The sequence below is a fragment of the Longibaculum muris genome (assembly GCF_004343035.1).
Classification (GTDB): Bacteria; Bacillota_I; Bacilli_A; order Erysipelotrichales; family Coprobacillaceae; genus Longibaculum; species Longibaculum muris.
On the sequence record NZ_SMCQ01000001.1, the window covers coordinates 299,585 to 321,004 of the forward strand.

Consider the following 21,420-nt stretch of genomic DNA (forward strand, 5'->3'; position numbering starts at 1 on the left):
ATTCGAGTTGGGAGGCTGTAAACGATTTAATATATAATCTAACTAGAAATTGGAATGTAAATTTCTTTTAAATCGGTGAGCAATCAACTATAAAACGATATATAATCTAACCAGAAATTGGAATGTAAATATATTAGCGTAAATGAATATATTAATTCAAAAATGCCGTATATAATCTAACCAGAAATTGGAATGTAAATCATAATCTTGAGCAAAAGATGAGACAAAATGACCAGGTATATAATCTAACCAGAAATTGGAATGTAAATATGGTATAGGCGTGATCCTCTACCCTGGAGGATTTGGTATATAATCTAACCAGAAATTGGAATGTAAATGTAGAAAGTTTTTCAAAAACAAAGGCACAACTTGTATGTATATAATCTAACCAGAAATTGGAATGTAAATTTTGCACATAGAGAAAGGAATTATCACGTCTAAATGGTATATAATCTAACCAGAAATTGGAATGTAAATTCAAGAAAAGTAACAGAATAATCATAATCAGGAACAGGTATATAATCTAACCAGAAATTGGAATGTAAATGATGGTAAAACATTAAAACAAATAGCAAATTATTTCCAGTATATAATCTAACCAGAAATTGGAATGTAAATCCAAAAGATACTGATTTAATGATATCTAATCCACCAGTATATAATCTAACCAGAAATTGGAATGTAAATTATCATCAATTTGGCTATTACTCAAATGTTCAATAGGTATATAATCTAACCAGAAATTGGAATGTAAATTTGATGGATATGGTAAACAGTTTACAAATGCTAATAGTATATAATCTAACCAGAAATTGGAATGTAAATCCAACCGTTATCGCAACTCATCAATGGTCGTATGATGTATATAATCTAACCAAAAATTGGAATGTAAATTCTAACATTCAAGATATTAAACTGAATGAAAATGAGTATATAATCTAACCAGAAATTGGAATGTAAATCTTTCAAAAACTGTAATATTACAGCATAAAGAAAAAGGTATATAATCTAACCAGAAATTGGAATGTAAATTTCGTTATCATGCGGAACGTCAAGGACGCTGAAAGCGTATATAATCTAACCAGAAATTGGAATGTAAATTTTTCAAGGGTTTATGTTACTAACGTGTTTCTATCAGTATATAACCTAACCAGAAATTGGAATGTAAATTGAATATATTACAAATTCATATCATGTTAATGTAAGGTATATAATTTAACCAGAAATTGGAATGTAAATTAGTATCATATGGGATTAAATCGAAATATACATCTTGCGTATATAATCTAACTAGAAATTAAAATGAGAATTTGTTTAACTGTCTTTTGAAATTGTAAACACGATGTAACTCAGTTACTTATTTAAGTAACTGGGTTTTCTTTTATAGATTAATCCATTATATATGTTTATAATGCAAGTAGGGAGTGAGATAAAAGATGAGAATAAAAGATAATGAAGATCTGTTAATTTTACAAATAGAATTTGAAACATATGAAGAAAAAGAAAAAGTCTTAACATTAATCAATACAATGAATACAAAAATTATTGGCTATAAAAGAGATAAAAAATATTTTATACAAATAGAATCTATCTATTATATAGAATTAATCGATAAAAAAACATTCATCTATACAAAAGAAGAATGCTATGAATCACCATTATGGCTCTATCAAATAGAAGAACAATTAGATCAACAATTTATCCGTGTCAATAAATCAACGATATTAAACATGAAATATATCAAAAGTTTAAAAGCAGATATTGGCTCAAGAATTATCGTCTATTTAGACAATCAAGATCAAGTTCTTGTATCAAGAACTTATGCTAAAGAATTTAAGAAAAGATTAGGAGGAGAATAGAATGGAACAATTAATAGAAATTATGATTAATATTATCAAAAAATCAGCACTGCCATTTATTGTTTCTACAATGCTACTTACAATTATAGGAAGTTTTATCGGAAAAGATATGTCCACAATATCTACATTATGTACTCCTCAAGGAATTCCTTTTACAAGTTTATTTCAATTAATAGGATTAAGTATCATTATAGGAATTATTAATACTATCTTTGATTTATCAAATACTTTAAAAAAAATAAGACTCATTTATCAAATCATTATACGTATTTTTTTCATCATTATCATTATTGTCATTTTTGTGAGTCTATTTGATTGGTTTCCATTTTATGATATTCATGCATGGCTTGGATTTTTCATCTCATTTGGTTTATGTTTTGGTATATCAATGTTGTTAAGTTTATATTTTACGCATAAAAAAGATCAAGAATATGAACAGTTATTAGAAAAATATAAAGAAAGAAGGCAATAAAATGAATGCTATTGAAGTGAGAGGGATTTCTCAATCATTTTTGCAAAAAGAAGTTTTAAATAATATATCTTTTGAAATTCAAAAGGGAGAGATTTTTGGATTGTTAGGGCCTTCTGGGGCAGGAAAAACAACGCTTATCAATATTATTATAGGACAAATAAAACCTAATAATGGAAAGACTTTTGTATTAGGAAAGAATTCGTTAGAACTATCAAGAAAAGATTATACACAGCTAGGTTTAGTGCTAGACCAACTTGGATTATATGAAAGATTAAGTTGTATGGATAACCTTCAACTCTATGCTTCACTTTATCAATTAGAGAAAAGTAAAATTGAAGAAGCATTGAAATATGTTCAACTTTTTGATGATAGAAAAAAGACAGTCAATGAATTATCGAAAGGTATGAAACAAAGATTAATTATTGCACGAGCAATTATGCATCATCCTCAAGTCCTTTTTTTAGATGAACCAACATCTGGATTGGATCCAGCGACAACTTTAAAAATTCATGAACTTTTATTAGAACTCAAGAAACAAGGAACAGCTATTTTCCTTACTACTCACAATATGGAAGAAGCATCATCATTATGTGATCGGGTAGCTTTGTTAAATGAAGGACATATTATTGAATGTGATACACCAGTTGCCATATGTTCACGTTATAATCAACTTAACACAGTTACAATTACAACTAAAGATCATCATCAATATACAATTCAAAATAACAAAGAAAACGCAAAAGTTCTTTTTGAGGAAATGCAGACTGAAAATATTTTGTCTATTCATTCTTCTGAACCAACTTTAGGCAGTGTCTTTATTTCACTCACAGGAAGGGAGTTGATTTAAATGAGTTATCATGTTATAAAAGCAATATTTATAAAACAATATAAAGATACCTTAAAAAATATTAGTATTCTTATTCAACTTATAATGTTTCCAGCAATTAGTATTGTGATGACATCCTCCATTCAAGTATCAGAAATTCCTAGTCAATATTTTGTGATTCTCTTTGCAACAATGTATGTAGGGATGACACCGATTATCATGATTTCTAATATTATGGGAGAAGAAAAGGAAAAAGGAAGCTTGAAAATGTTAATGATGTCTAATGTCAAACCGACTGAATACATTTTAGGAGTGAGTTTGTTTGTCATGGTAGGTTGTCTCATTGGTTTATTTGTGATGGCAATGGTAGGAGGCTATCGTGGAATAGAACTAATAACCTTTGTAGGCATTTGTAGTTTGGGTATGTTGACATCTATTTTTTTAGGCAGTGTGATTGGTATTGTTGCTAAAGATCAAATTGCATCTAACTCTTTATCTGTACCGGCTATGCTTATTTGTTCATTTGTACCTATGCTTTCTATGTTTAACGAAAATATTCGTCATTATGGAGGCTTCATTTATACACAACAAATTAATGAACTTTTAACGCATAGTCCAATCACTTCATTTTCATTACAACCTTTTGTTATTATATTTTTAAATATGATGGTATTACTTGGAATCTATATCTATGTTTTTCAAAAAAGAAAACTGTAAAATAAAAACGAATTGTTTATTGAGCAATTCGTTTAATCAAATAAAGTAAAACCTAAATAATAAACAAGTTCATGAAACATCTTTGTATTAAAACCATAACAAATACAATCATCCATTTCTCCATCCCAATCATTATTGAGCTGATCAAGTAAAGGTTGGACTTCTTCTTTTGTAATATCACAAGTGATATAAAATTCACTATGATCTTTTAATCCATCATATTCACGACTTGGAGAAATTGAAAAATTTGGATTGATATCTAATAATAAGTCTTTAATCATTTGAATTTCTTTATCATCTTCACTAGAAACAATAACATGTAATCTTGCAAACATTCAAAACACCTCTTTCATTTTTAACATTGTAACATAGTCAATAAGAAAATAAAATTCTCTTTCATGAGAAAAAATATAAATTTTTCTTTAATCTAATAATTTTTTTGTGTACGTGATTGCCAAATAATGCTAAAATAGGCGTGTATTCATGTAAGGAGTGATAAAGAATGATTAAAATTGGAATTGTTGGTTATGGAAATCTTGGACGTGGCGTAGAATGTGCTGTCACAAATAGTCCAGATATGGAATTAGCAGGGGTTTTTACGAGAAGAAAACCTGAAACAGTGAAAACTCATACAAATGTTCCTGTATATGAAATGGATAAACTTTATGAAATGCAAGGACAAATTGATGTATTGGTTTTATGTGGTGGAAGTGCAAATGATTTACCAACACAAACTGTTGAACTCGCACAATATTTTAATGTTGTTGATAGTTTTGATACACATGCAAAGATTCCTGAACATTTTAGTAATGTGAATGCTTCAAGTGAAAAAGGAAAACACATTAGTATTATTTCAGTGGGATGGGATCCAGGTTTATTTTCATTAAATCGTTTATATGGACAAGCTATTTTACCAAATGGTCAAGATTATACTTTCTGGGGGAAAGGTGTAAGTCAAGGACATTCAGATGCGATTAGAAGAATTGCAGGAGTTAAAGATGCAAGACAATATACAATTCCTGTTGAAGCTGCATTAGAAAGTGTTCGTAAAGGAGAAAATCCAACTTTATCAACAAGACAAAAACATACACGTGAATGTTTTGTTGTTGCAAAAGAAGGTGCAGATTTAAAAAGAATTGAAGAAGAAATCAAAACAATGCCAAATTACTTTGCCGATTATGATACAACAGTTCATTTCATTAGTGAAGAAGAATTAATGAGAGATCATCAAGGAATTCCTCATGGTGGAGTCGTTTTAAGAAGTGGTGTGACAGGTTTCAATCAAGAAAATAAACATGTGATTGAATATAAATTAACTTTAGATTCAAATCCAGAATTCACATCAAGTGTTTTGGTTGCTTATGCAAGAGCAGCATACCGTTTAGCTCAAGATGGACAATGTGGATGTAAAACTGTTTTCGATATTCCACCAGCATATTTACATGTGGAATCAGGAGAAGAATTACGTAAGAAGTTATTATAAAACTCGCTTAGCTGCGAGTTTTTTGTCGGAACCGGCTATGAAAAAATAAAAATAGATGAAATTGTGAAAAAAGCAAGGAGATATGACGAAAAAACTTGTCGTAAGGCTAGAAATTATATTATAATAGCACTGTATTATGAATATGAAAGTCAGGAAGGTAGATATTATGGATAGAAAAGTAGGAACTATTTCAAGAGGTATTCGTTGCCCAATCATTAGAGAAGGTGATGATTTAGCAAAAATCGTTGTTGATAGTGTAACAGAAGCAGCATATAGTGAAGGGTTCATGTTAAGAGATAGAGATGTTATTTCAATTACTGAATCTATCGTTGCAAGAGCACAAGGAAATTATGCTTCCATTCAAGATATTGCTGATGATGTGAAAGCTAAATTAGGTGGGGAAACAATCGGGGTTATTTTCCCAATTATGTCACGTAACCGTTTTGCAATCTGTTTAAAAGGAATTGCAATGGGAGCAAAGAAAGTTGTTTTAATGTTAAGTTATCCAAGTGATGAAGTTGGAAATGCTTTATTAACATATGATCAATTAGATGAAGCAGGAATCAATCCATATAGTGATATTTTAACATTAGAAAAATATCGTGAATTATTTGGTGGTAATAAACATGAATTTACAGGTGTTGACTATGTTCAATATTATTCAGATATTATTACTGAAGCTGGAGCTGAAGTTGAAATTATTTTTGGAAATCATGCTCAAGAAATCTTAAAATATACAGATTGTGTTTTAACATGTGATATTCATACACGTGCCAGAACAAAACGTTTATTAAAAGCTGCTGGCGCAAAAGTTGTTTGCGGCTTAGATGATATCTTAACAGCACCAGTAAATGGAAGTGGATATAATGCAAAATATGGTTTATTAGGATCAAATAAATCAACAGAAGATATGATTAAATTATTCCCAAGAGAATGCCAAGATTTAGTAGAAAATATTCAAAAAGAAATCTTAGAATTAACTGATAAACATGTAGAAGTTATGGTTTATGGAGATGGAGCTTTTAAAGATCCTCAAGGGAAGATTTGGGAATTAGCTGATCCAGTTGTTTCTCCAGCTTTTACAAGTGGACTTGTTGGGACTCCAAATGAGTTGAAATTAAAATATTTAGCTGATAATGATTTTAAAGATTTAAGTGGTAAGGAATTAAGAGATGCCATTGCGAAAAGCATTAAAGAAAAAGATGATAATTTAGTAGGAAATATGGCATCTCAAGGAACAACTCCTCGTCAATTGACTGACTTGATTGGATCTTTATGTGATTTAACAAGTGGTTCTGGAGATAAAGGAACACCTATTGTATTGGTTCAAGGATATTTTGATAATTTCACAGATTAAGGAGAAGAAGAATGAAACAAGATATGATCGTAATTTTAGATTTAGGGAGTCATCATAATACAAATATTGCTCGTTGTATTAGAGATTTAGGTGTTTATAGTGAAATTAAAGCTCATGATATTACTGTAGAGGAATTAAAACAATTACCTAATGTCAAAGGGATTGTTTTAAGTGGTGGTCCTAACAATATCATTGATGGTAAAGAAATTGATATTGCTAGTGAAATCTATAATGCTGGTTATCCAATTATTTCTTTTGAACATAAGTTAGCTCAAGTTGATAATAGAACTTATCCAGCTAATGAAGAAGAATTAAAAGATATTTTATCTGACTTTGTTTTTAATGATTGTCATGCTCAAAAGAATTGGAATATGAAAAACTTTATTAATGATCAAGTGGAAATCATTAGAAAACAAGTTGGAGATAAAAAAGTTTTATTAGCTTTATCTGGTGGAGTTGATTCATCAGTTGTAGCTGCTTTATTAATTAAAGCAATTGGTAATCAATTAACTTGTGTTCATGTGAATCATGGATTAATGCGTAAAGGTGAATCTGAAAATGTTGTTGAAGTTTTCAAAAATCAATTACATGCTAATTTAGTATATGTAGATGCAAGTGAACGTTTCTTAAATAAATTAGCAGGTGTTGATGATCCAGAACAAAAACGTAAGATTATTGGTTCTGAATTTATTCGTGTTTTTGAAGAAGAAGCAAGAAAACTTGATGGTATTGAATTCTTAGCTCAAGGAACAATCTATCCTGATATTATTGAATCAGGAACTAAGACTGCAAAAATGGTTAAATCTCATCATAATGTTGGTGGATTACCAGATGATTTACAATTTGAATTGGTAGAACCATTATATCAATTATTTAAAGATGAAGTTCGTGCTTGTGGTGTTGAACTTGGTTTACCATATGAAATGGTTTATAGACAACCATTCCCAGGTCCAGGACTTGGTGTACGTTGCTTGGGAGCAATTACAAAAGAACGTTTAGAAGCTGTTAGAGAATCAGATGCTATTCTACGTGAAGAATTTGCAAAAGCTGGTTTAGATAAAAAAGTTTGGCAATATTTCACAATTGTACCTGATTTCAAATCAGTTGGTGTTAAAAATAATGCTCGTAGTTTTGATTATCCAGTTATCATTCGTGCAGTGAATACTGTTGATGCAATGAGTGCAACTATTGAACAAATTGATTGGGCTATCTTAACAAAGATTACTGATCGTATTTTAGCTGAAGTTGATAATGTCAATCGTGTATGTTATGACTTATCACCAAAGCCATGCGCGACTATTGAATGGGAATAAGAGAGAAAAACGCAATTTAGCCCGTATTTACGGGCTTTTTTTTATGCTCTCATACCCCGTGATACTGATATGATACTAAGGAAAATACTCTCTACTATTCTTTAGACGAAAAATAAAGTGGTTTTTTAGAATAAAAAAGAAAGGTTGTGATATGAAAAAAGCAGGAACAAAGTCCTGCAATATGTATAAGTTAATCTTTAGTATGTTTATGTAACCATTCTTCTCTGTCTCTATTGTTATAAAGATTAGAAGAATATTTTGGATAATTATATTTCCATTCTTCGTATTGTTCTTTGGTAATAACGCCATCCTTGAAGTTCTTAGATTCTTGTAGCCAATCACACAAAGATTCATAAAGTGCTTTATGTTTAAAGAATTCATCTCTATTAAGACGAATAATCGGTTCTCCATCATCTTCATCAATGATAAGTGCGTGGGAACGTTCTAATTGAAATAAAGTGTACATAGCACCATATACAGATTCGATATCAGGAATATCAATAGCCATTTCTGATACATCTAATCCATATGCAAGGCTTTCTATGACATCTTTCTTTGGTTTCTTCTTGTTTGACTCATATTGAGCGATACGGACATCTGCAGAACTGAAAGGGAAACCAAGACCTTGACCTAGTTCTTTAAGTGTCTTATTTCTAAATAAACGTATTTGTTTTAAGTTTGAACCTAGTGACATTATTATCAACTCCTTATCCCCATTATATCAAAGTTGTTACAATACGTAAACATAAACTTATACTAATTAGGTTAGTAAAATACAGAACACTAACTCAAAAAGGTTAATTTATCCTTGACAATAGTAAAGTGTTGTTATATTCTTTATGTAGACCTAACCCAAATAGGTTAGAGAGAGGAGGCGAGAGATATGGATAATTCATTTATGGATGCACATGAGATTGTCAGTGTTACTGGTATGTCAAAAGCTTATGCATATAAGTTAATCAAACAATTAAATGAAGAACTAAGTGCTAAGGGATTTGTTACCATCCGAGGAAGAGTTAGCAGACAGTATTTTCAAGAAAGAATCTATGGATTAGGAAAGGAGGCTTAGTATGCCAGTTTACAAAGATGAAGTAAGAGGAAGTTGGTTTGTTTCATTTTATTATGAAAACGCTCAAGGCGAAAAAAAGAAGAAAATGAAAAGAGGTTTTAAAACCAAAAGAGAAGCTGAGGAGTTTATTTCAAAGTTTAAATTGGTTAATGAAAGAGATTTGGATATGAAGTTTGATGAATTCATTGAAATCTATCTTAACGATTTATCAAATCGAATTAAAGAAAACACAATGATGACAAAAGTATATATCATCAATGATAAAATTCTTCCATTCTTTAAATTAAGAAAGATGAATGAAATTAAACCATCTCATATTATTGCTTGGCAAAATGAACTACTTGCAAGACGTGATGATGATGGTAATCCGTTCTCACCATGTTATATGAAAACAGTTCATAATCAATTAAGTGCTATTTTCAATCATGCAGTGAAGTATTATAACCTACGAGAAAATCCTGCAAGAACGGTTGGAAATATGGGGAAGGAGAAAACAAAGGAAATGGAATTTTGGACAAAAGAGGAATATTTAAAGTTCTCAGAGTCAATGTTAAAGAAAGATGGCGTTTATCAAGCGTTTGAAATGCTTTATTGGTGTGGATTAAGACTAGGAGAGATGTTAGCATTAACACCTGCAGATTTTAACTTTACGAAAGGTACAGTTCGCATTAATAAGTCATTACAAAGACTTAAAGGTAAGGACGTAATTACTGATCCTAAGACTGAAAAGAGTAATCGTACAGTACAAATGCCTAATTTCTTGGTAGATGAAATGAAAGATTATATTCATCGCTTATATGGGATTAAAAGAGATGAACGTATCTTCAACATCACAAAATCAGGTATGCATTATGAAATGAAACGTGGATGTAAGGAAACAAACGTGAAAAGAATTAAAATCCACTCACTAAGACATTCTCATGTCTCATTATTAATTGAAATGGGATTTAGTGCAGTTGCAATCGCTGATAGAGTTGGACATGAAAGTATTGATATTACTTATCGTTATGCTCATTTATTTCCAACTAAAGATAAAGAAATTGCATGTAAGTTAGATTTTGAAAGAGAGGGCGAAAACAATGACACAAAAGAGTAATGATGACCAAGGCAGATTTAGAAGTAAGACTTATGGCTTTAGATTATCACCTGAAGAAAATGATGTCTTAAATCGTAAAGTAGCACTTAGCGGAATGTCAAAACAAGATTACTTGATTGCTCATTTGGTTAATGAAGAAATTGTTGTTGAGGGTAATCCATATGTCTATCGTTCCTTGAAAAACGAACTTAACCATTTTACTGAAACAATGAAAGAAACCAAAGATTTACAAGAACTAGAACTTGATGAGTTAGAAGTATTGGAATACGTATTAAAATTAGTTATCGCAATGAAACATAAAAAAAGAGCACAATTCAAAACAGATATGGAGCCACGCCAATGAATCCACAATTAAATTCTGCTTTAAACTATGCTAAAGATAATTTTAAAGTATTTCCACTAAAAGTCAATTCTAAAAGTGGTCAAGTATGTAAATCTTGGAAAGAAGAAGCTACAACTGATATCAATCAGATCTATCAATGGTTTTCTAGCACCGACTATAATGTCGGTGTTAGAACTGGAGATGGATTGGTTGTTATTGATGTTGATAATAAAAATGGTGTAAATGGTTATAAGACAATTGAGAATTTCCTAAAGGATTTTCCTAGAACTAGAATTATTCATACTCCTAATAATGGATGGCATTTATATTTTCATGTAGATAGACCAATTGCCTGTAGAGTTGGGATATATGAAGGCATTGATATTCGTGGAGAGGGTGGATATGTTGTTGGTGCAGAGAGTGTTATTGATGGCACAAAGTATTTAGTAACTAGAGACCAACCGATATCACAAGCCAATGAGGCAGTGTATCAATTCTTAGAAGGTAGATATAAAGCAACAACAAAGACATTTCATAAAGATGAAGTCATTCAAGAAGGCAGAAGAAATGATTATTTGTTTAGGATAGGATGTTTTATGCAGCATAAAGGACTAAATGATGAATCTATTCGAGTTTGTCTTCATAAAGAGAATGAAATGAAGTGTTGCCCAAATTTAAGCATGAACGAAGTTAATCAGATTGTTGATAGTGTTTTGAGATACGAAAAAGGCAAACAATTGATGAGCAGGTAAAGGGGTGTGTAAATGGCAGTTGATTTATTAAAACAGATTGAAAAGAAATTGACACAACTAGAAAATAAGAATGAATTAAAAGATTATTTATTAATAGCATCAAGAAATCTTGAACATGAGGAACGTGAAGAAGTTAAAAGTAAGTTATTATCAATGGATCATTTAGGTAAATCATGGATTGATTCAATTGTTAAACAAATATCACGTGCACCTAGTGAATATATGATTATTGAAGAAATACTAAAGAAATATAAAATTATGTATTTAGAGGGACTTGGTCTTTATATCTATAATGGCAAGGTATGGAAGAAACAAAATGATAATTACATGATGAAAATTATTGGAAAGCAAATGGGAAAATGGAAGATCGGAAGTAAGACAAGTTCAGTATTGAAACAATTAAAAGCAGACTGTTATGAAGAACTTCAATTTAACTTATTGCCAGCCTTTAATTTTCTAAACTGCACTCTAGATTTAACAACTGGTCAAACTCATAAACACTCTGCAGATGATTTATGTTCAATCATCATGGAGTATGATTATGACCCAAAAGCAAAGTATACGGAATGGCATAAATTCGTTATGGATATTTGTGATGATAATGTAGAACGTTATGAAAGACTGCAGATGATGTGTGGTTATGTTTTAATGAGTGATTGCCACCTTCAAAAGAGTTTTATGTTATATGGTGAGGGTGCTAATGGCAAGAGTGTTTTCTTAAATGTTATTGAACAGGTGTTTAACAAAAATAATGTATCTTATGTTCAGTTAGATGGGCTAGGAGATAAATTTCAATTAATAGAACTCACTGATACGCTTTTAAATATTAGTACAGAATCGAAGGCAAATACAAATGGTGGAGAAGCCAATTTTAAGAAAGCAGTTGTTGGTGAAACTGTTTCTGCCTGTTATAAAAATAAAGATTTTTGTAAATTTAAACCGAGAGCTAAATTGATATTTGCATTAAATGAAATACCTTATTCAAAAGAAATCAATTATGGTTTTGTAAGACGATTATCTTACGTGAAGTTTGTAAACCAATATGTTGATGAACCTAAAGGAGCACATCAAAAGAAAGTCAATCGTAACCTAGAAAAAGAACTCATTACAAATCTATCAGGTATCTTTAACTGGTGCTATGAGGGTTATAAAAAGTTATGTGTCTTAGATAGGTTTCCAGACATTGAAGATGATTTAGATATGAAAGACTTCTTCTATGATATGTCTTCTCCAGTGTATTCTTTCTTTAAGGATATGGAGCCATTAAGGGAACGAACATTAACACGAGATATTTATTCTCTTTATGTGTCTTGGTGTAAAAATAATTATGTCGTTCCACAAGATATATCTAATTTTTCAAAACAGTTCTCAACTGTTTCTAGTGGTGTCTATAGATATATTGATACAACAAAAAATGTTAAATTAGATGATGAAAAAATCAAGAAAGTACATTTAAGAGGATATGAACCAATCTAAAATAAATTTATAAATATACCAGGTATATCGGTATACGCATATACCAGTACACCTGGTATATCTTGATATTTAATTACGAAATAATGATGTCTTAAAAATAACTAAAATCATGTCTCATTGTATTAGCAAGCAACGTATTTCGGGGATGAAATACACAAGTTAGGGTAGCCATAAAACCCACGAGAAAGGAGCTGAAGCTGATGGCAAGTAGAAATAATGAAATTAAAATTAGATTAAATGATGATGAATTGTCATTGCTAAATGACAAAGTCATCAAGTCAGGATACAGTCGTGAACGTTATATTCGTTCACTAATCAGTGGTATTGTTCCAAAAGAAAATCCACCACTCGAATATCATAAACTCATCAATGAGTTCAATCATATTGGAGTCAATCTTAATCAGTTGGTCAAGCAATTATATAATCAGCCAGTGCTGGAAAATGATGTCAGAACAGTCATCAATCATCTTGATGACATGATTGTAAGTCTTGATAGACAAGTGAGGTTACCAACGAAGTAATGGCAACAACACGTATATGGGCAGTCAGAACAAGATTAGACCATATGGTTGATTATGTATCCAATATTGAAAAAACAATAGCATTAGAAAGTGTGGTTGACTATGCAACAAATGAACGTAAAACTCTCGCAAAGGAATATGTTTCTTGTATCAATTGTTCTTATCATGACCCTTACTTTTCAATGGTCAATACCAAGAAACAGTTCAATGATGATAAACAGATTCTAGCATTTCATGCTTATCAGTCATTTGAAGCAGGAGAAGTTGATGCAGAGCTTGCACATAAAGTTGGTGTAGAATATGCCAAGAAATTATGGGGTGATCGCTTTGAAGTTGTTGTTGGAACACACTTAAATACTGAGCATATTCATAATCACTTTCTAATCAATGCAACATCATTTGTTGATGGAAAACGTTACTGCAATACAAACAAAGACATTCATAACATGAGAAATATTTCGGATGAGATTTGTAGAAAATATAATCTCTCTGTTATTGAAAATCCACAAAGAGGTGGCAAGTCAAGAGCACAATATTTCCATGAAAAGACATTAAAAGAAATGGTTAGAGAATCAATTGATTTTGCGATTAGTGTCAGCTTTACTGAAAAACAATTTCTAAATGAATTAAAACTTGCAGGATATGAAATCAATATTACTGATAAGAATATATCAGTAAAACATCCATGTCATAACAAGTTTATTCGATTAAAATCATTAGGAAAAAGTTATACAAATGAAAGATTGATGGAAAGGATTTTAGATTTAAATAAAGAAGAAAATCAAACAATCTATAGCAAGAAATGTTTTCAAATCAAACCATATTTTGAAAAAATGCATAAGGGAGAACTTGGAAAACTGCAACGATTGTTTCTTCATTATCAATATGTATTAGGTATTATTCCAAAGGATAATCGAATTAAACCTAAGTATAGTGAAGAACTTCAGGAAGCAATCAGGCATATTGATGAGATATCAAATCAAACAATTCTTATCTGCAGGAATGATATTAAATCAATTGATGAACTACAAGCTTATGTCAATAAAACAGAAACCGAATTAAATAATACGATTAAACAAAGGCAGGGTTATCGCAATCAGATTCGCAGGTGTAAAGATGAGGATGCTAAAAATATTCTAAAAGATAAAGCAAAAGCATTAACTCCTGATATAAGACGATTACAAAAAGAGATTGCCTTATGTCAGATGATTGAAAGCAGATCATTAGAAATGAATAAATTCTTAAATGAAATTGAGAAAGATAGGAGAACAAAACAACATGAAAGATATTGAATACAAAGAAGTTAATGGTTATTTATTTCCAAATTTAAAAGGACCTGAAGATGTAAAAGTAAACTCATATTTTGCAAGAATGAAAGTAAAATATTTAAAAGAAAATCATCAAGGACATTTGGTTTCGTTGATGGCTAATAATGAATTGTCAACTTATCTTGAACAAGTAGAAAAAGAAGCTAATGAAATGTATGATAGACTTGTTGAAGAATATAAAGCTAAATGGAATGTTACAGAAGAATTGAAAATGGAAAATCAAATGAAATGGGTTCAACTAATGAACAACATTGATAATGCTGTGAAAGAAGTCATTATGAATGAACTTATTTGTATTTAAAAATGAGAACTCGCAAGAGTTCTTTTTCTATGACCAATAAGTAATGACTTTGTTACTAAATAAGTGCATAATTAGTTTCACAGGGGAGGTAATCTCCCCTACAAATTTGTATTTAATGTTTTATTTGAATATCATTAAATTTCTAAATTGATTGTTATGGATGAAGAAATTATTATTTTTTGTAATCATTTGGAATATTTTCATGTCCCCATTTACATATTTCATGGAGAATTGGCATTAAAGCTTTTCCTTTTTCAGATAAACTATATTCAACTTTTGGAGGAATTTGGGGATATTCAACTCTATTGATTAATCCATCATTTTCCAATTCTTTAAGCTTGTCAGATAAGATTTTATGCGTTACTGCTCCTAATGCTTTTTTGATTTCACTATAACGCATTACAGGCTTTTTCCATAGCCAAAAAAGAATATGCATTTTCCATTTTCCACCAATTACACTAATTGCATAATCAAAAGGTATAATATTGACTGTTTTACAAACATCTTCCATAAGACACTTTCCTTTCTGATAGTCGCTATTAATAAAGTGCGTACTTCACAAATATTACTACTTCAATTATAATTTGATTGTACTTAGAAGTAAACAATATTATGTAGAAAAGGATGATGAGATGATTAACTTTACTATTTTTGCAATAACAATATTGGCTGGATTTATTCAAAGTGTTTCTGGATTTGGTGCAGGTATTGTTATTATGAGTATTTTGCCATATTTTTTTAGTGTTTTACAGGCTTCTGCGATATGTAATTTTATAAGTATATTTTTATGTGCATTACTTACATATCGGTATAGAAATTTTGTACAAAAGCAATATATTCCTTTGCCCGGATTGTTTTTTATAGGAGGAGCTACTTTAGCTATATATATTTCTACTGGGTTAGATGTTCGATTCTTAAAATTAATCTTAGGCTTATTTCTCATATTTTTAGCTGTATACTTTGTATTGTTTAGTCATAAGGTAAGCATAAAAGCTAATTATATTACTATGTTTATATGTGGGTTTATATCTGGTGTATGTGATGGTTTATTCAGCATTGGTGGGCCATTAATGGTATTATTCTTCTTATCACTTACGAAAAGTAAAGAAGAATATTTAGGAACAATGTCGGCATTTTTATTAATTGTATGTTGTTATAATTTAGGATTAAGAATATATTGGAATATCTTTACAATTGAATTATTACCTTATTCTATATTAGGAGTTATTGCTGTATATATTGGCTTAAAATTAGGTAATAAAGTAGTAGATAAAATCGATGATGAGTTATTGAAAAAATTAACATACGGATTAATTGCAATTTCAGGACTTATTACATTTATATCTACAATATAAGGAGGAAAATACAATGGAATTATTTAAAGAAACATATATAGGAAATATGAAAGTCAAAAATCATTTCATTAGATCAGCTACATTTGAAGGAAAAGCTACAGAAGATGGAAGACCTACAGAAAAAATCAAAGATTTATATGAATCTTTCGCAAAAGCAGATGTGGGAACAATTATAACGAGTTATTCTTATATAAGTGATTATGAACAACCGAATAAAAATCAATTAGGAATTTATAAAGATGAACTTATTGAAGATTATCAGAAAATCACTGAAACTGTTCATCGATATGGTTCGAAGATTATTATGCAAATTGTACATGGAAGCTCAAATAGTCAAGGTTATAAAGATACAGCAAAAGTATTAGGACCTTCTGCAATTGAACATCCAACATCAAAGATAACTCCAAAAGAAATGACACAAGAAGATATTAATAATGTAATTAAACTATTTGTTGAAGCAGGGAAACGTGTGAAAGCTTCTGGCTTTGATGGCGTTCAAATACATTGTGCACATGGTTATCTATTAGCTCAATTTATTTCACCATTATTCAATCATAGAACTGATAATTATGGTGGTAGTGTTGAGAACAGAATTAGACTTGTTTTAGAAATTTATCATGCAATGAGAAAGGAATTGGGAGATTTTCCAATTTGGATAAAGATAAATTCATCTGATGAAGAAGATAACGGTTTAACAAATGATGATTTCATTGAAATGGCTAAACTATTAAGCTATCAAGGAATTGATGCGATAGAAATATCAGGAAATAAATGGAATTTTCATAAATTGAATGAAAGAGCATATTATAAAGATGTTGCAATGAAATTAGCTGATATGATTGATACTCCTATTATTTTAACTGGAGGGTTAAGAGAAATGAAAGATATATTATCTATATATCGAAATAGTCATGTTCAGTTTTTTGGATTTGCTAGACCATTTGTTAAAGATGTTCATTTTATACAATTATTAAATGAACAAATTGGACAGTATGAATAAATTCCAGTTTTTTAGCAAATGATATAAAAAAATTTGAAAAGGGGAATATTGCATATGTGTAAGAATAAAAAAATAGTGGTATTATTTATAGTATTTATCTGTATTGGTTTAGGATTTTTAATTTTTGACAGCAATTTAGATTCAATGATCAAATGGGGATTGTCTTTAATTGCTGGATTAGGAATTGGATATTTTAGTAAAAAGACATTAAACAAGTATTCATAAATTAAAACAAGAGGTGATACAAGATGAAAAAAATACTGCCTTTTTACTGGCAACAATTACATTACTTGCTGGTGTTTATATAGGGTATACAAACAAAGACGGAGTTAATACAAACATGTTATTAGGTCTTTTGATGATTGGAAATGCTTTTTTAACTATAAGCACTGTTAAAGGTAATAAAGAGTAATTTATTAAATTAATATTTCTAAGAGGTAGAAAATGAAAAAATTAACATTTGGGAAAGTATTGTCAGGATACTTTGTCGCAGTAATAGTATTGGGTTTGATAAATATGTTTACACTAAAAAGTTCTGTCGTGCATAGTTTTATTTTATCGTTACTTGGGACTGTGTTATTAATTTGGCCTGTATATTCCAATTCACTTGAAAACAAGTACGATAAAAGTAGGTGTAAAGTTTTTATTAGAGCGATTGCAATAGTTGAAATTATTATTTCTTTTTGTATTCATACAAATTTTTAACATGAAAATAGAAAATTACAGTTTATTAGGTAGATAAATAAAAGAGAATAGTTGAATGATACTAAAAATCTTGCATTGCTGATACTATTTTGATACTATAAATATGTCAAGAGAATAGACTTGGTAGAAATGCGAGAGAAATTGAACTATTTTCCTATATTTTACTAACCTAAACAAGTTAGTGAAATGATTGATTGGTCGAATGGGAATAAGAAAATGATTGAAAAAGTGCTTTGTTTAAGGCACTTTTTAAGCATTTGTGGTTGTTTTGAGTACAAATTGAGTACAAAAAAAGATAATAATGAATGAGTATAAATGGAGTTGTGAGGATGAGAAAGTTTAATAAAGTTTAGCAAGCAGCATATGAATTAATTCAGGAGGATGCAAGATTCTTTTATACAATTGTTGACATTAATCAGAATACTAAAAATATAAGTAGTAATTATATTATGATGTGTCAACCGTATATTGGGATATTTACAGACGGGGCTTCACAGTGGGGATGTAAAATGGGCTTGAATTGTCCTAAATTATCAAAAAATAAAAAAACTATTATGCATATTTAAGAAAAAACTATAAGATATTTGAAACATCATGTGAAGATTACGAAAAGTTATTAATGGATAGCTTTGATGAAAGTGATTCTTACTTTTACAACAATAGAAGTACATTGGAAAAAGTCATTGGATATAAAAATGTAGGGAGTGATTTATGTATGAATAAGTTTTGTGGGAATACTATATTATGCAATATGTACAATCCTATGCGTTTGTTAGGAAATGATAATGTTAGTATTAAAATAAGAGATTTTAGTGTTATAGCTGGTGAAATTGCATCATATTATAATTGTACATCTTTTCCTACTTATATGTATAATAATAATATTAAAGTTCATTTTAAAGATTATCATTTTTTTAAAATGTCCATTAAAAGAAAAAATAAACAAGGATTTATTTTGTTTTCAATTATATGCAGCATCAATTATGTAACAGTGTTTATTGAAAATTATTTTATTGATGAAATACCTCAAAAATTAAAATTTGCTTATTTATTGTATTATTATCTTTGTGATTTCATTAATGAATTTAATGCATACAACAATACAAACTTTACAATAGATACCACTTTTAAAAATAGAGATTTCCGTAATTGTTTAGCTCATTATGGTTTAGGTAATTTTATAAAAGAAAAGGAAATTATAGGTAATGATATTCTTAAAGGGTTAACCAACAAAGCCTTTAATTTAGATTATTTAACAACAAAAAAAGAGATATTCAATAGATTGAATGAATTAGAAAGTGAAATTGAAAAATTTATATTAAAGTAAAAATCGTCATGCTGTTGAGTTACTGACGATTTTTTTCTTCCATTAATTTTTGTACATAATCATATCTTTTTCTAACAAGTTCCTCGTAATCCATGTCGGGGAATTTTTTTGTTATAGATAATACATAATAATCTCTTGTTTTTTCCTTTGCTAAATCATATATTTCTTTGGAAATTACATATGAATCTAATTCTTTGAAATCATTAGAAATCTTTTTTTGTGTATTGTAAAATAATGTTTATTTATGCAAAGTTATTCTACTCTTATACACAAAAAAGGTTTATAATTATAAATGACAACTAGAGAAAGTAGGTAAAACTTATGGATGTTTGTTACAATCGTTTATTTAAATTATTAATTGATAAAGGATTAAAGAAAACAGAATTTGCTAAACAAGTTGGAATTGGACAAAACACTTTAGCTAAACTTTCAAAGAATGAATTTGTATCAATGGAGGTATTAGTTAAAATATGTAGAGGATTAAATTGTAACATTGAAGATGTTGTAGAAATTATTAAGGAAGATTTTAGGGATAATTAATGGAACCAGATACTTAGTAATACATCATTAATTGTAAATCAGATGATTGAAAAAATAGATACTGGTCAATTAGGACTTCCAGAATATCGAAGACTATTTGTTTGGAAAGATGCAAAAGGTAGAGATTTATTGGATTCAATGATGAGGGGGCCAATTGGGTATTTAATGTTATGAGAATGTCCTACGTTAGAAAATAAAAAGACAATTGGAACAGGTTTGCATAGTTACGAATCTCCAAAAGAAGTTATCATTGATGGTTAGCAACATTTAACTTCTTTATTTGCGGTCATGAAAGGCAAAGCCACCACATGGATGGGAAAACATGGATTATGAAGTTTTCCTAATAGAAAGAAGAAAATTAATGGCTTTAAAAATTAAGGAAGCATTTGAAAAATTAAAAAGTAATATTGATTAGTTAAGGAGAATTGAATATGACAGATATAGAATTAAAACACTTAGAAGAACAGTTATGGCATTCTGCTGATTTATTACGTGCAGGTGCACATATGTCAGCTACAAGTTATGGAGAACCAATTTTAGGGTTAATATTTTTACGTTATGCTGATATTCGTTATAAACAATTTAAAGATGAAATTGAAACAGAATTTAGCAAATATGTTGGTACACGCATGGAACGTACATTAAAAGAAATTGCTATTGAAAAATGTGGTTTTTTCTTACCGGAAGAAGCATATTTTGATGATATAAATAAAGCACCAGATGATGCAAATAAAGCAACGTTAGTAAAGAATGCAATGATTGCTATTGAAAGAGAAAATGAAACTATGATTGGTGTGTTGCCAAAAGATGTATATGGACAATTAGTACCTGAAGAAGAACCTGAATTATTATCTAATGTCATTCGTGTATTTAAAGATATTCCAGAAGATATCAGTATTGATTTGTTTGGGAAAATTTATGAATACTTCTTAGGTAATTTCGCATCAGGGAAGGATGGAGGTGAATATTATACTCCTGCGACTGTAGTTCAATATATGATTGAAGTTTTACAACCCACTCCTGGAAACAAACAGTTCTTAGAGAGAAAGACTACGAGATTGATACAAAGAAATGGAATGAAATACGCCTAGAATGGCTTAAAATATAGGAATTTATAGGAAGAGCAAGAGAGGCTCTTATTTTTTTTGCCCTGTAATATGTTGTGATTGAAAGATGGCTAGTTTGCCCATGCACAACCTTTGAACGATTGATTTGAGGGTATCGTTCGAGGGTATAAATTTTCATTCTATATAACCGCGACAAAACAAATACAACTAACTAAAAGCAAGTCAAAATGAATGATATCCCATTGACTTTGAAGTGGAAAAGTAGTAATATATATAATGTTTTAATATTGTATTTGATGTAATCAGGAGGGAAAAACATGCGATGTCGACTATCTACTTTAATGGGGCAATCAAGATATTCAATACAAGATGTCCACAATAAAACAGGTTTATCAAGAAGTACTGTGGCACAATTGTATCATGACAAAGCAACAAGAATTGATTTTGACACTGTAGAGAAACTGTGCACTCTTTTTAAATGTGATATTACTGATTTACTAGAATTAGAAGGAATAAAAACGATAAAAGGATAGG

General features: G+C 29.6%; 27 protein-coding genes and 1 CRISPR repeat array (1 of these 28 running past the window's edge). Of the genes, 24 read left to right on the forward strand and 3 right to left on the reverse strand.

Going from position 1 to position 21,420, the window contains the following annotated elements; translation table 11 throughout:
* A CRISPR array of direct repeats spans nucleotides 1-1,310; the repeat unit is 33 nt; unit sequence ATATATAATCTAACCAGAAATTGGAATGTAAAT (it extends 2,880 nt beyond the left edge of the window).
* 126 nt (nucleotides 1,311-1,436) lie between these two features.
* Genes EDD60_RS01425 through EDD60_RS01440 form a run of 4 tightly spaced genes read left to right on the forward strand, consistent with a single transcriptional unit; the run spans nucleotide 1,437 to nucleotide 3,874 of the window.
* A complete protein-coding gene (locus EDD60_RS01425; RefSeq protein WP_066451319.1) occupies nucleotides 1,437-1,859 on the forward strand; it encodes a LytTR family DNA-binding domain-containing protein in 423 nt (140 codons plus the stop codon).
* A gap of 1 nt (nucleotide 1,860) precedes the next feature.
* Nucleotides 1,861-2,331 carry a hypothetical protein gene (locus tag EDD60_RS01430; protein WP_066451316.1) on the forward strand — a complete coding sequence of 157 codons (471 nt, stop codon included), beginning with the start codon at nucleotides 1,861-1,863 and terminating at the stop codon, nucleotides 2,329-2,331.
* A 1-nt stretch (nucleotide 2,332) separates the two neighbouring features.
* The gene (locus EDD60_RS01435) at nucleotides 2,333-3,178 is read left to right on the forward strand and encodes an ABC transporter ATP-binding protein (RefSeq protein WP_066451313.1); all 846 of its coding nucleotides are present in this window, start codon (nucleotides 2,333-2,335) and stop codon (nucleotides 3,176-3,178) included.
* Nucleotides 3,179-3,874, forward strand: coding sequence for an ABC transporter permease (locus tag EDD60_RS01440; RefSeq protein WP_066451311.1), 696 nt, complete (start codon nucleotides 3,179-3,181; stop codon nucleotides 3,872-3,874).
* Between the two features lie 32 nt (nucleotides 3,875-3,906).
* Here EDD60_RS01440 and EDD60_RS01445 read toward each other — a convergent pair whose 3' ends face one another.
* Nucleotides 3,907-4,209, reverse strand: a complete 303-nt coding sequence (locus tag EDD60_RS01445; protein WP_066451305.1) for a hypothetical protein — start codon at nucleotides 4,207-4,209, stop codon at nucleotides 3,907-3,909.
* Nucleotides 4,210-4,376: 167 nt separating this feature from the next.
* On the opposite strand from EDD60_RS01445, the gene EDD60_RS01450 reads away from it, so the two are divergent.
* The 3 genes from EDD60_RS01450 (at nucleotide 4,377) to guaA (ending at nucleotide 8,027) form a co-directional block, all read left to right on the forward strand.
* Nucleotides 4,377-5,357 carry a diaminopimelate dehydrogenase gene (locus tag EDD60_RS01450; protein WP_066451301.1) on the forward strand — a complete coding sequence of 327 codons (981 nt, stop codon included), beginning with the start codon at nucleotides 4,377-4,379 and terminating at the stop codon, nucleotides 5,355-5,357.
* A 166-nt stretch (nucleotides 5,358-5,523) separates the two neighbouring features.
* Nucleotides 5,524-6,714 (forward strand): coenzyme F420-0:L-glutamate ligase, encoded by a 1,191-nt coding sequence (locus EDD60_RS01455; protein ID WP_066451299.1) that lies wholly within the window; start codon nucleotides 5,524-5,526, stop codon nucleotides 6,712-6,714.
* A gap of 11 nt (nucleotides 6,715-6,725) precedes the next feature.
* Entirely contained in the window at nucleotides 6,726-8,027 is a 1,302-nt protein-coding gene (gene guaA, locus EDD60_RS01460; RefSeq protein ID WP_066451297.1) for a glutamine-hydrolyzing GMP synthase, read from the forward strand.
* A 190-nt stretch (nucleotides 8,028-8,217) separates the two neighbouring features.
* On the opposite strand, the gene EDD60_RS01465 is transcribed toward guaA, so the two are convergent.
* A complete protein-coding gene (locus EDD60_RS01465; RefSeq protein WP_066451294.1) occupies nucleotides 8,218-8,721 on the reverse strand; it encodes a helix-turn-helix domain-containing protein in 504 nt (167 codons plus the stop codon).
* A gap of 189 nt (nucleotides 8,722-8,910) precedes the next feature.
* On the opposite strand from EDD60_RS01465, the gene EDD60_RS01470 reads away from it, so the two are divergent.
* The 8 genes from EDD60_RS01470 (at nucleotide 8,911) to EDD60_RS01505 (ending at nucleotide 14,892) form a co-directional block, all read left to right on the forward strand.
* Nucleotides 8,911-9,096, forward strand: a complete 186-nt coding sequence (locus EDD60_RS01470; RefSeq protein WP_066451291.1) for a transcriptional regulator — start codon at nucleotides 8,911-8,913, stop codon at nucleotides 9,094-9,096.
* 1 nt (nucleotide 9,097) lies between these two features.
* Entirely contained in the window at nucleotides 9,098-10,192 is a 1,095-nt protein-coding gene (locus EDD60_RS01475; RefSeq protein WP_066451288.1) for a tyrosine-type recombinase/integrase, read from the forward strand.
* Nucleotides 10,176-10,535 (forward strand): plasmid mobilization protein, encoded by a 360-nt coding sequence (locus EDD60_RS01480; protein ID WP_066451285.1) that lies wholly within the window; start codon nucleotides 10,176-10,178, stop codon nucleotides 10,533-10,535. The genes EDD60_RS01475 and EDD60_RS01480 overlap by 17 nt, the downstream gene beginning before the upstream one ends.
* A complete protein-coding gene (locus EDD60_RS16015) occupies nucleotides 10,532-11,266 on the forward strand; it encodes a bifunctional DNA primase/polymerase (RefSeq protein WP_082787484.1) in 735 nt (244 codons plus the stop codon). The genes EDD60_RS01480 and EDD60_RS16015 overlap by 4 nt, the downstream gene beginning before the upstream one ends.
* A 12-nt stretch (nucleotides 11,267-11,278) precedes the next feature.
* Nucleotides 11,279-12,742 (forward strand): DNA primase family protein, encoded by a 1,464-nt coding sequence (locus tag EDD60_RS01490; protein ID WP_066451273.1) that lies wholly within the window; start codon nucleotides 11,279-11,281, stop codon nucleotides 12,740-12,742.
* 200 nt (nucleotides 12,743-12,942) lie between these two features.
* The gene (locus EDD60_RS01495; RefSeq protein ID WP_066451272.1) at nucleotides 12,943-13,263 is read left to right on the forward strand and encodes a plasmid mobilization protein; all 321 of its coding nucleotides are present in this window, start codon (nucleotides 12,943-12,945) and stop codon (nucleotides 13,261-13,263) included.
* Entirely contained in the window at nucleotides 13,263-14,555 is a 1,293-nt protein-coding gene (locus tag EDD60_RS01500; RefSeq protein WP_066451269.1) for a relaxase/mobilization nuclease domain-containing protein, read from the forward strand. The genes EDD60_RS01495 and EDD60_RS01500 overlap by 1 nt, the downstream gene beginning before the upstream one ends.
* Complete coding sequence (locus EDD60_RS01505) at nucleotides 14,542-14,892, forward strand: TnpV protein (RefSeq protein WP_066451265.1); 351 nt, start codon at nucleotides 14,542-14,544, stop codon at nucleotides 14,890-14,892. Before EDD60_RS01500 ends, EDD60_RS01505 begins: the two co-directional genes overlap by 14 nt.
* Before the next feature lie 172 nt (nucleotides 14,893-15,064).
* Here EDD60_RS01505 and EDD60_RS01510 read toward each other — a convergent pair whose 3' ends face one another.
* Nucleotides 15,065-15,403 (reverse strand): winged helix-turn-helix transcriptional regulator, encoded by a 339-nt coding sequence (locus tag EDD60_RS01510; RefSeq protein ID WP_066451262.1) that lies wholly within the window; start codon nucleotides 15,401-15,403, stop codon nucleotides 15,065-15,067.
* Between the two features lie 121 nt (nucleotides 15,404-15,524).
* Here EDD60_RS01510 and EDD60_RS01515 point away from each other — a divergent pair, with 121 nt between their 5' ends.
* From EDD60_RS01515 to EDD60_RS01545, 9 genes are all read left to right on the forward strand, one after another.
* A complete protein-coding gene (locus EDD60_RS01515; protein ID WP_066451260.1) occupies nucleotides 15,525-16,247 on the forward strand; it encodes a sulfite exporter TauE/SafE family protein in 723 nt (240 codons plus the stop codon).
* Nucleotides 16,248-16,260: 13 nt separating this feature from the next.
* Complete coding sequence (locus EDD60_RS01520) at nucleotides 16,261-17,247, forward strand: NADH:flavin oxidoreductase (protein ID WP_066451259.1); 987 nt, start codon at nucleotides 16,261-16,263, stop codon at nucleotides 17,245-17,247.
* Between the two features lie 54 nt (nucleotides 17,248-17,301).
* The gene (locus EDD60_RS16020) at nucleotides 17,302-17,472 is read left to right on the forward strand and encodes a hypothetical protein (RefSeq protein ID WP_165973113.1); all 171 of its coding nucleotides are present in this window, start codon (nucleotides 17,302-17,304) and stop codon (nucleotides 17,470-17,472) included.
* 219 nt (nucleotides 17,473-17,691) lie between these two features.
* Nucleotides 17,692-17,952, forward strand: a complete 261-nt coding sequence (locus EDD60_RS01525; protein WP_066451256.1) for a hypothetical protein — start codon at nucleotides 17,692-17,694, stop codon at nucleotides 17,950-17,952.
* 715 nt (nucleotides 17,953-18,667) lie between these two features.
* Complete coding sequence (locus EDD60_RS01530) at nucleotides 18,668-19,279, forward strand: hypothetical protein (RefSeq protein WP_165973114.1); 612 nt, start codon at nucleotides 18,668-18,670, stop codon at nucleotides 19,277-19,279.
* A 321-nt stretch (nucleotides 19,280-19,600) separates the two neighbouring features.
* The gene (locus EDD60_RS01535; protein ID WP_066451245.1) at nucleotides 19,601-19,819 is read left to right on the forward strand and encodes a helix-turn-helix domain-containing protein; all 219 of its coding nucleotides are present in this window, start codon (nucleotides 19,601-19,603) and stop codon (nucleotides 19,817-19,819) included.
* Between the two features lie 42 nt (nucleotides 19,820-19,861).
* A complete protein-coding gene (locus tag EDD60_RS16270) occupies nucleotides 19,862-19,993 on the forward strand; it encodes a DUF262 domain-containing protein (RefSeq protein ID WP_243646602.1) in 132 nt (43 codons plus the stop codon).
* A gap of 257 nt (nucleotides 19,994-20,250) precedes the next feature.
* The gene (locus tag EDD60_RS01540; RefSeq protein ID WP_132226131.1) at nucleotides 20,251-20,910 is read left to right on the forward strand and encodes a type I restriction-modification system subunit M N-terminal domain-containing protein; all 660 of its coding nucleotides are present in this window, start codon (nucleotides 20,251-20,253) and stop codon (nucleotides 20,908-20,910) included.
* A gap of 293 nt (nucleotides 20,911-21,203) precedes the next feature.
* The gene (locus tag EDD60_RS01545) at nucleotides 21,204-21,419 is read left to right on the forward strand and encodes a helix-turn-helix domain-containing protein (RefSeq protein WP_132226132.1); all 216 of its coding nucleotides are present in this window, start codon (nucleotides 21,204-21,206) and stop codon (nucleotides 21,417-21,419) included.
* Nucleotide 21,420: the final 1 nt, after the last annotated feature.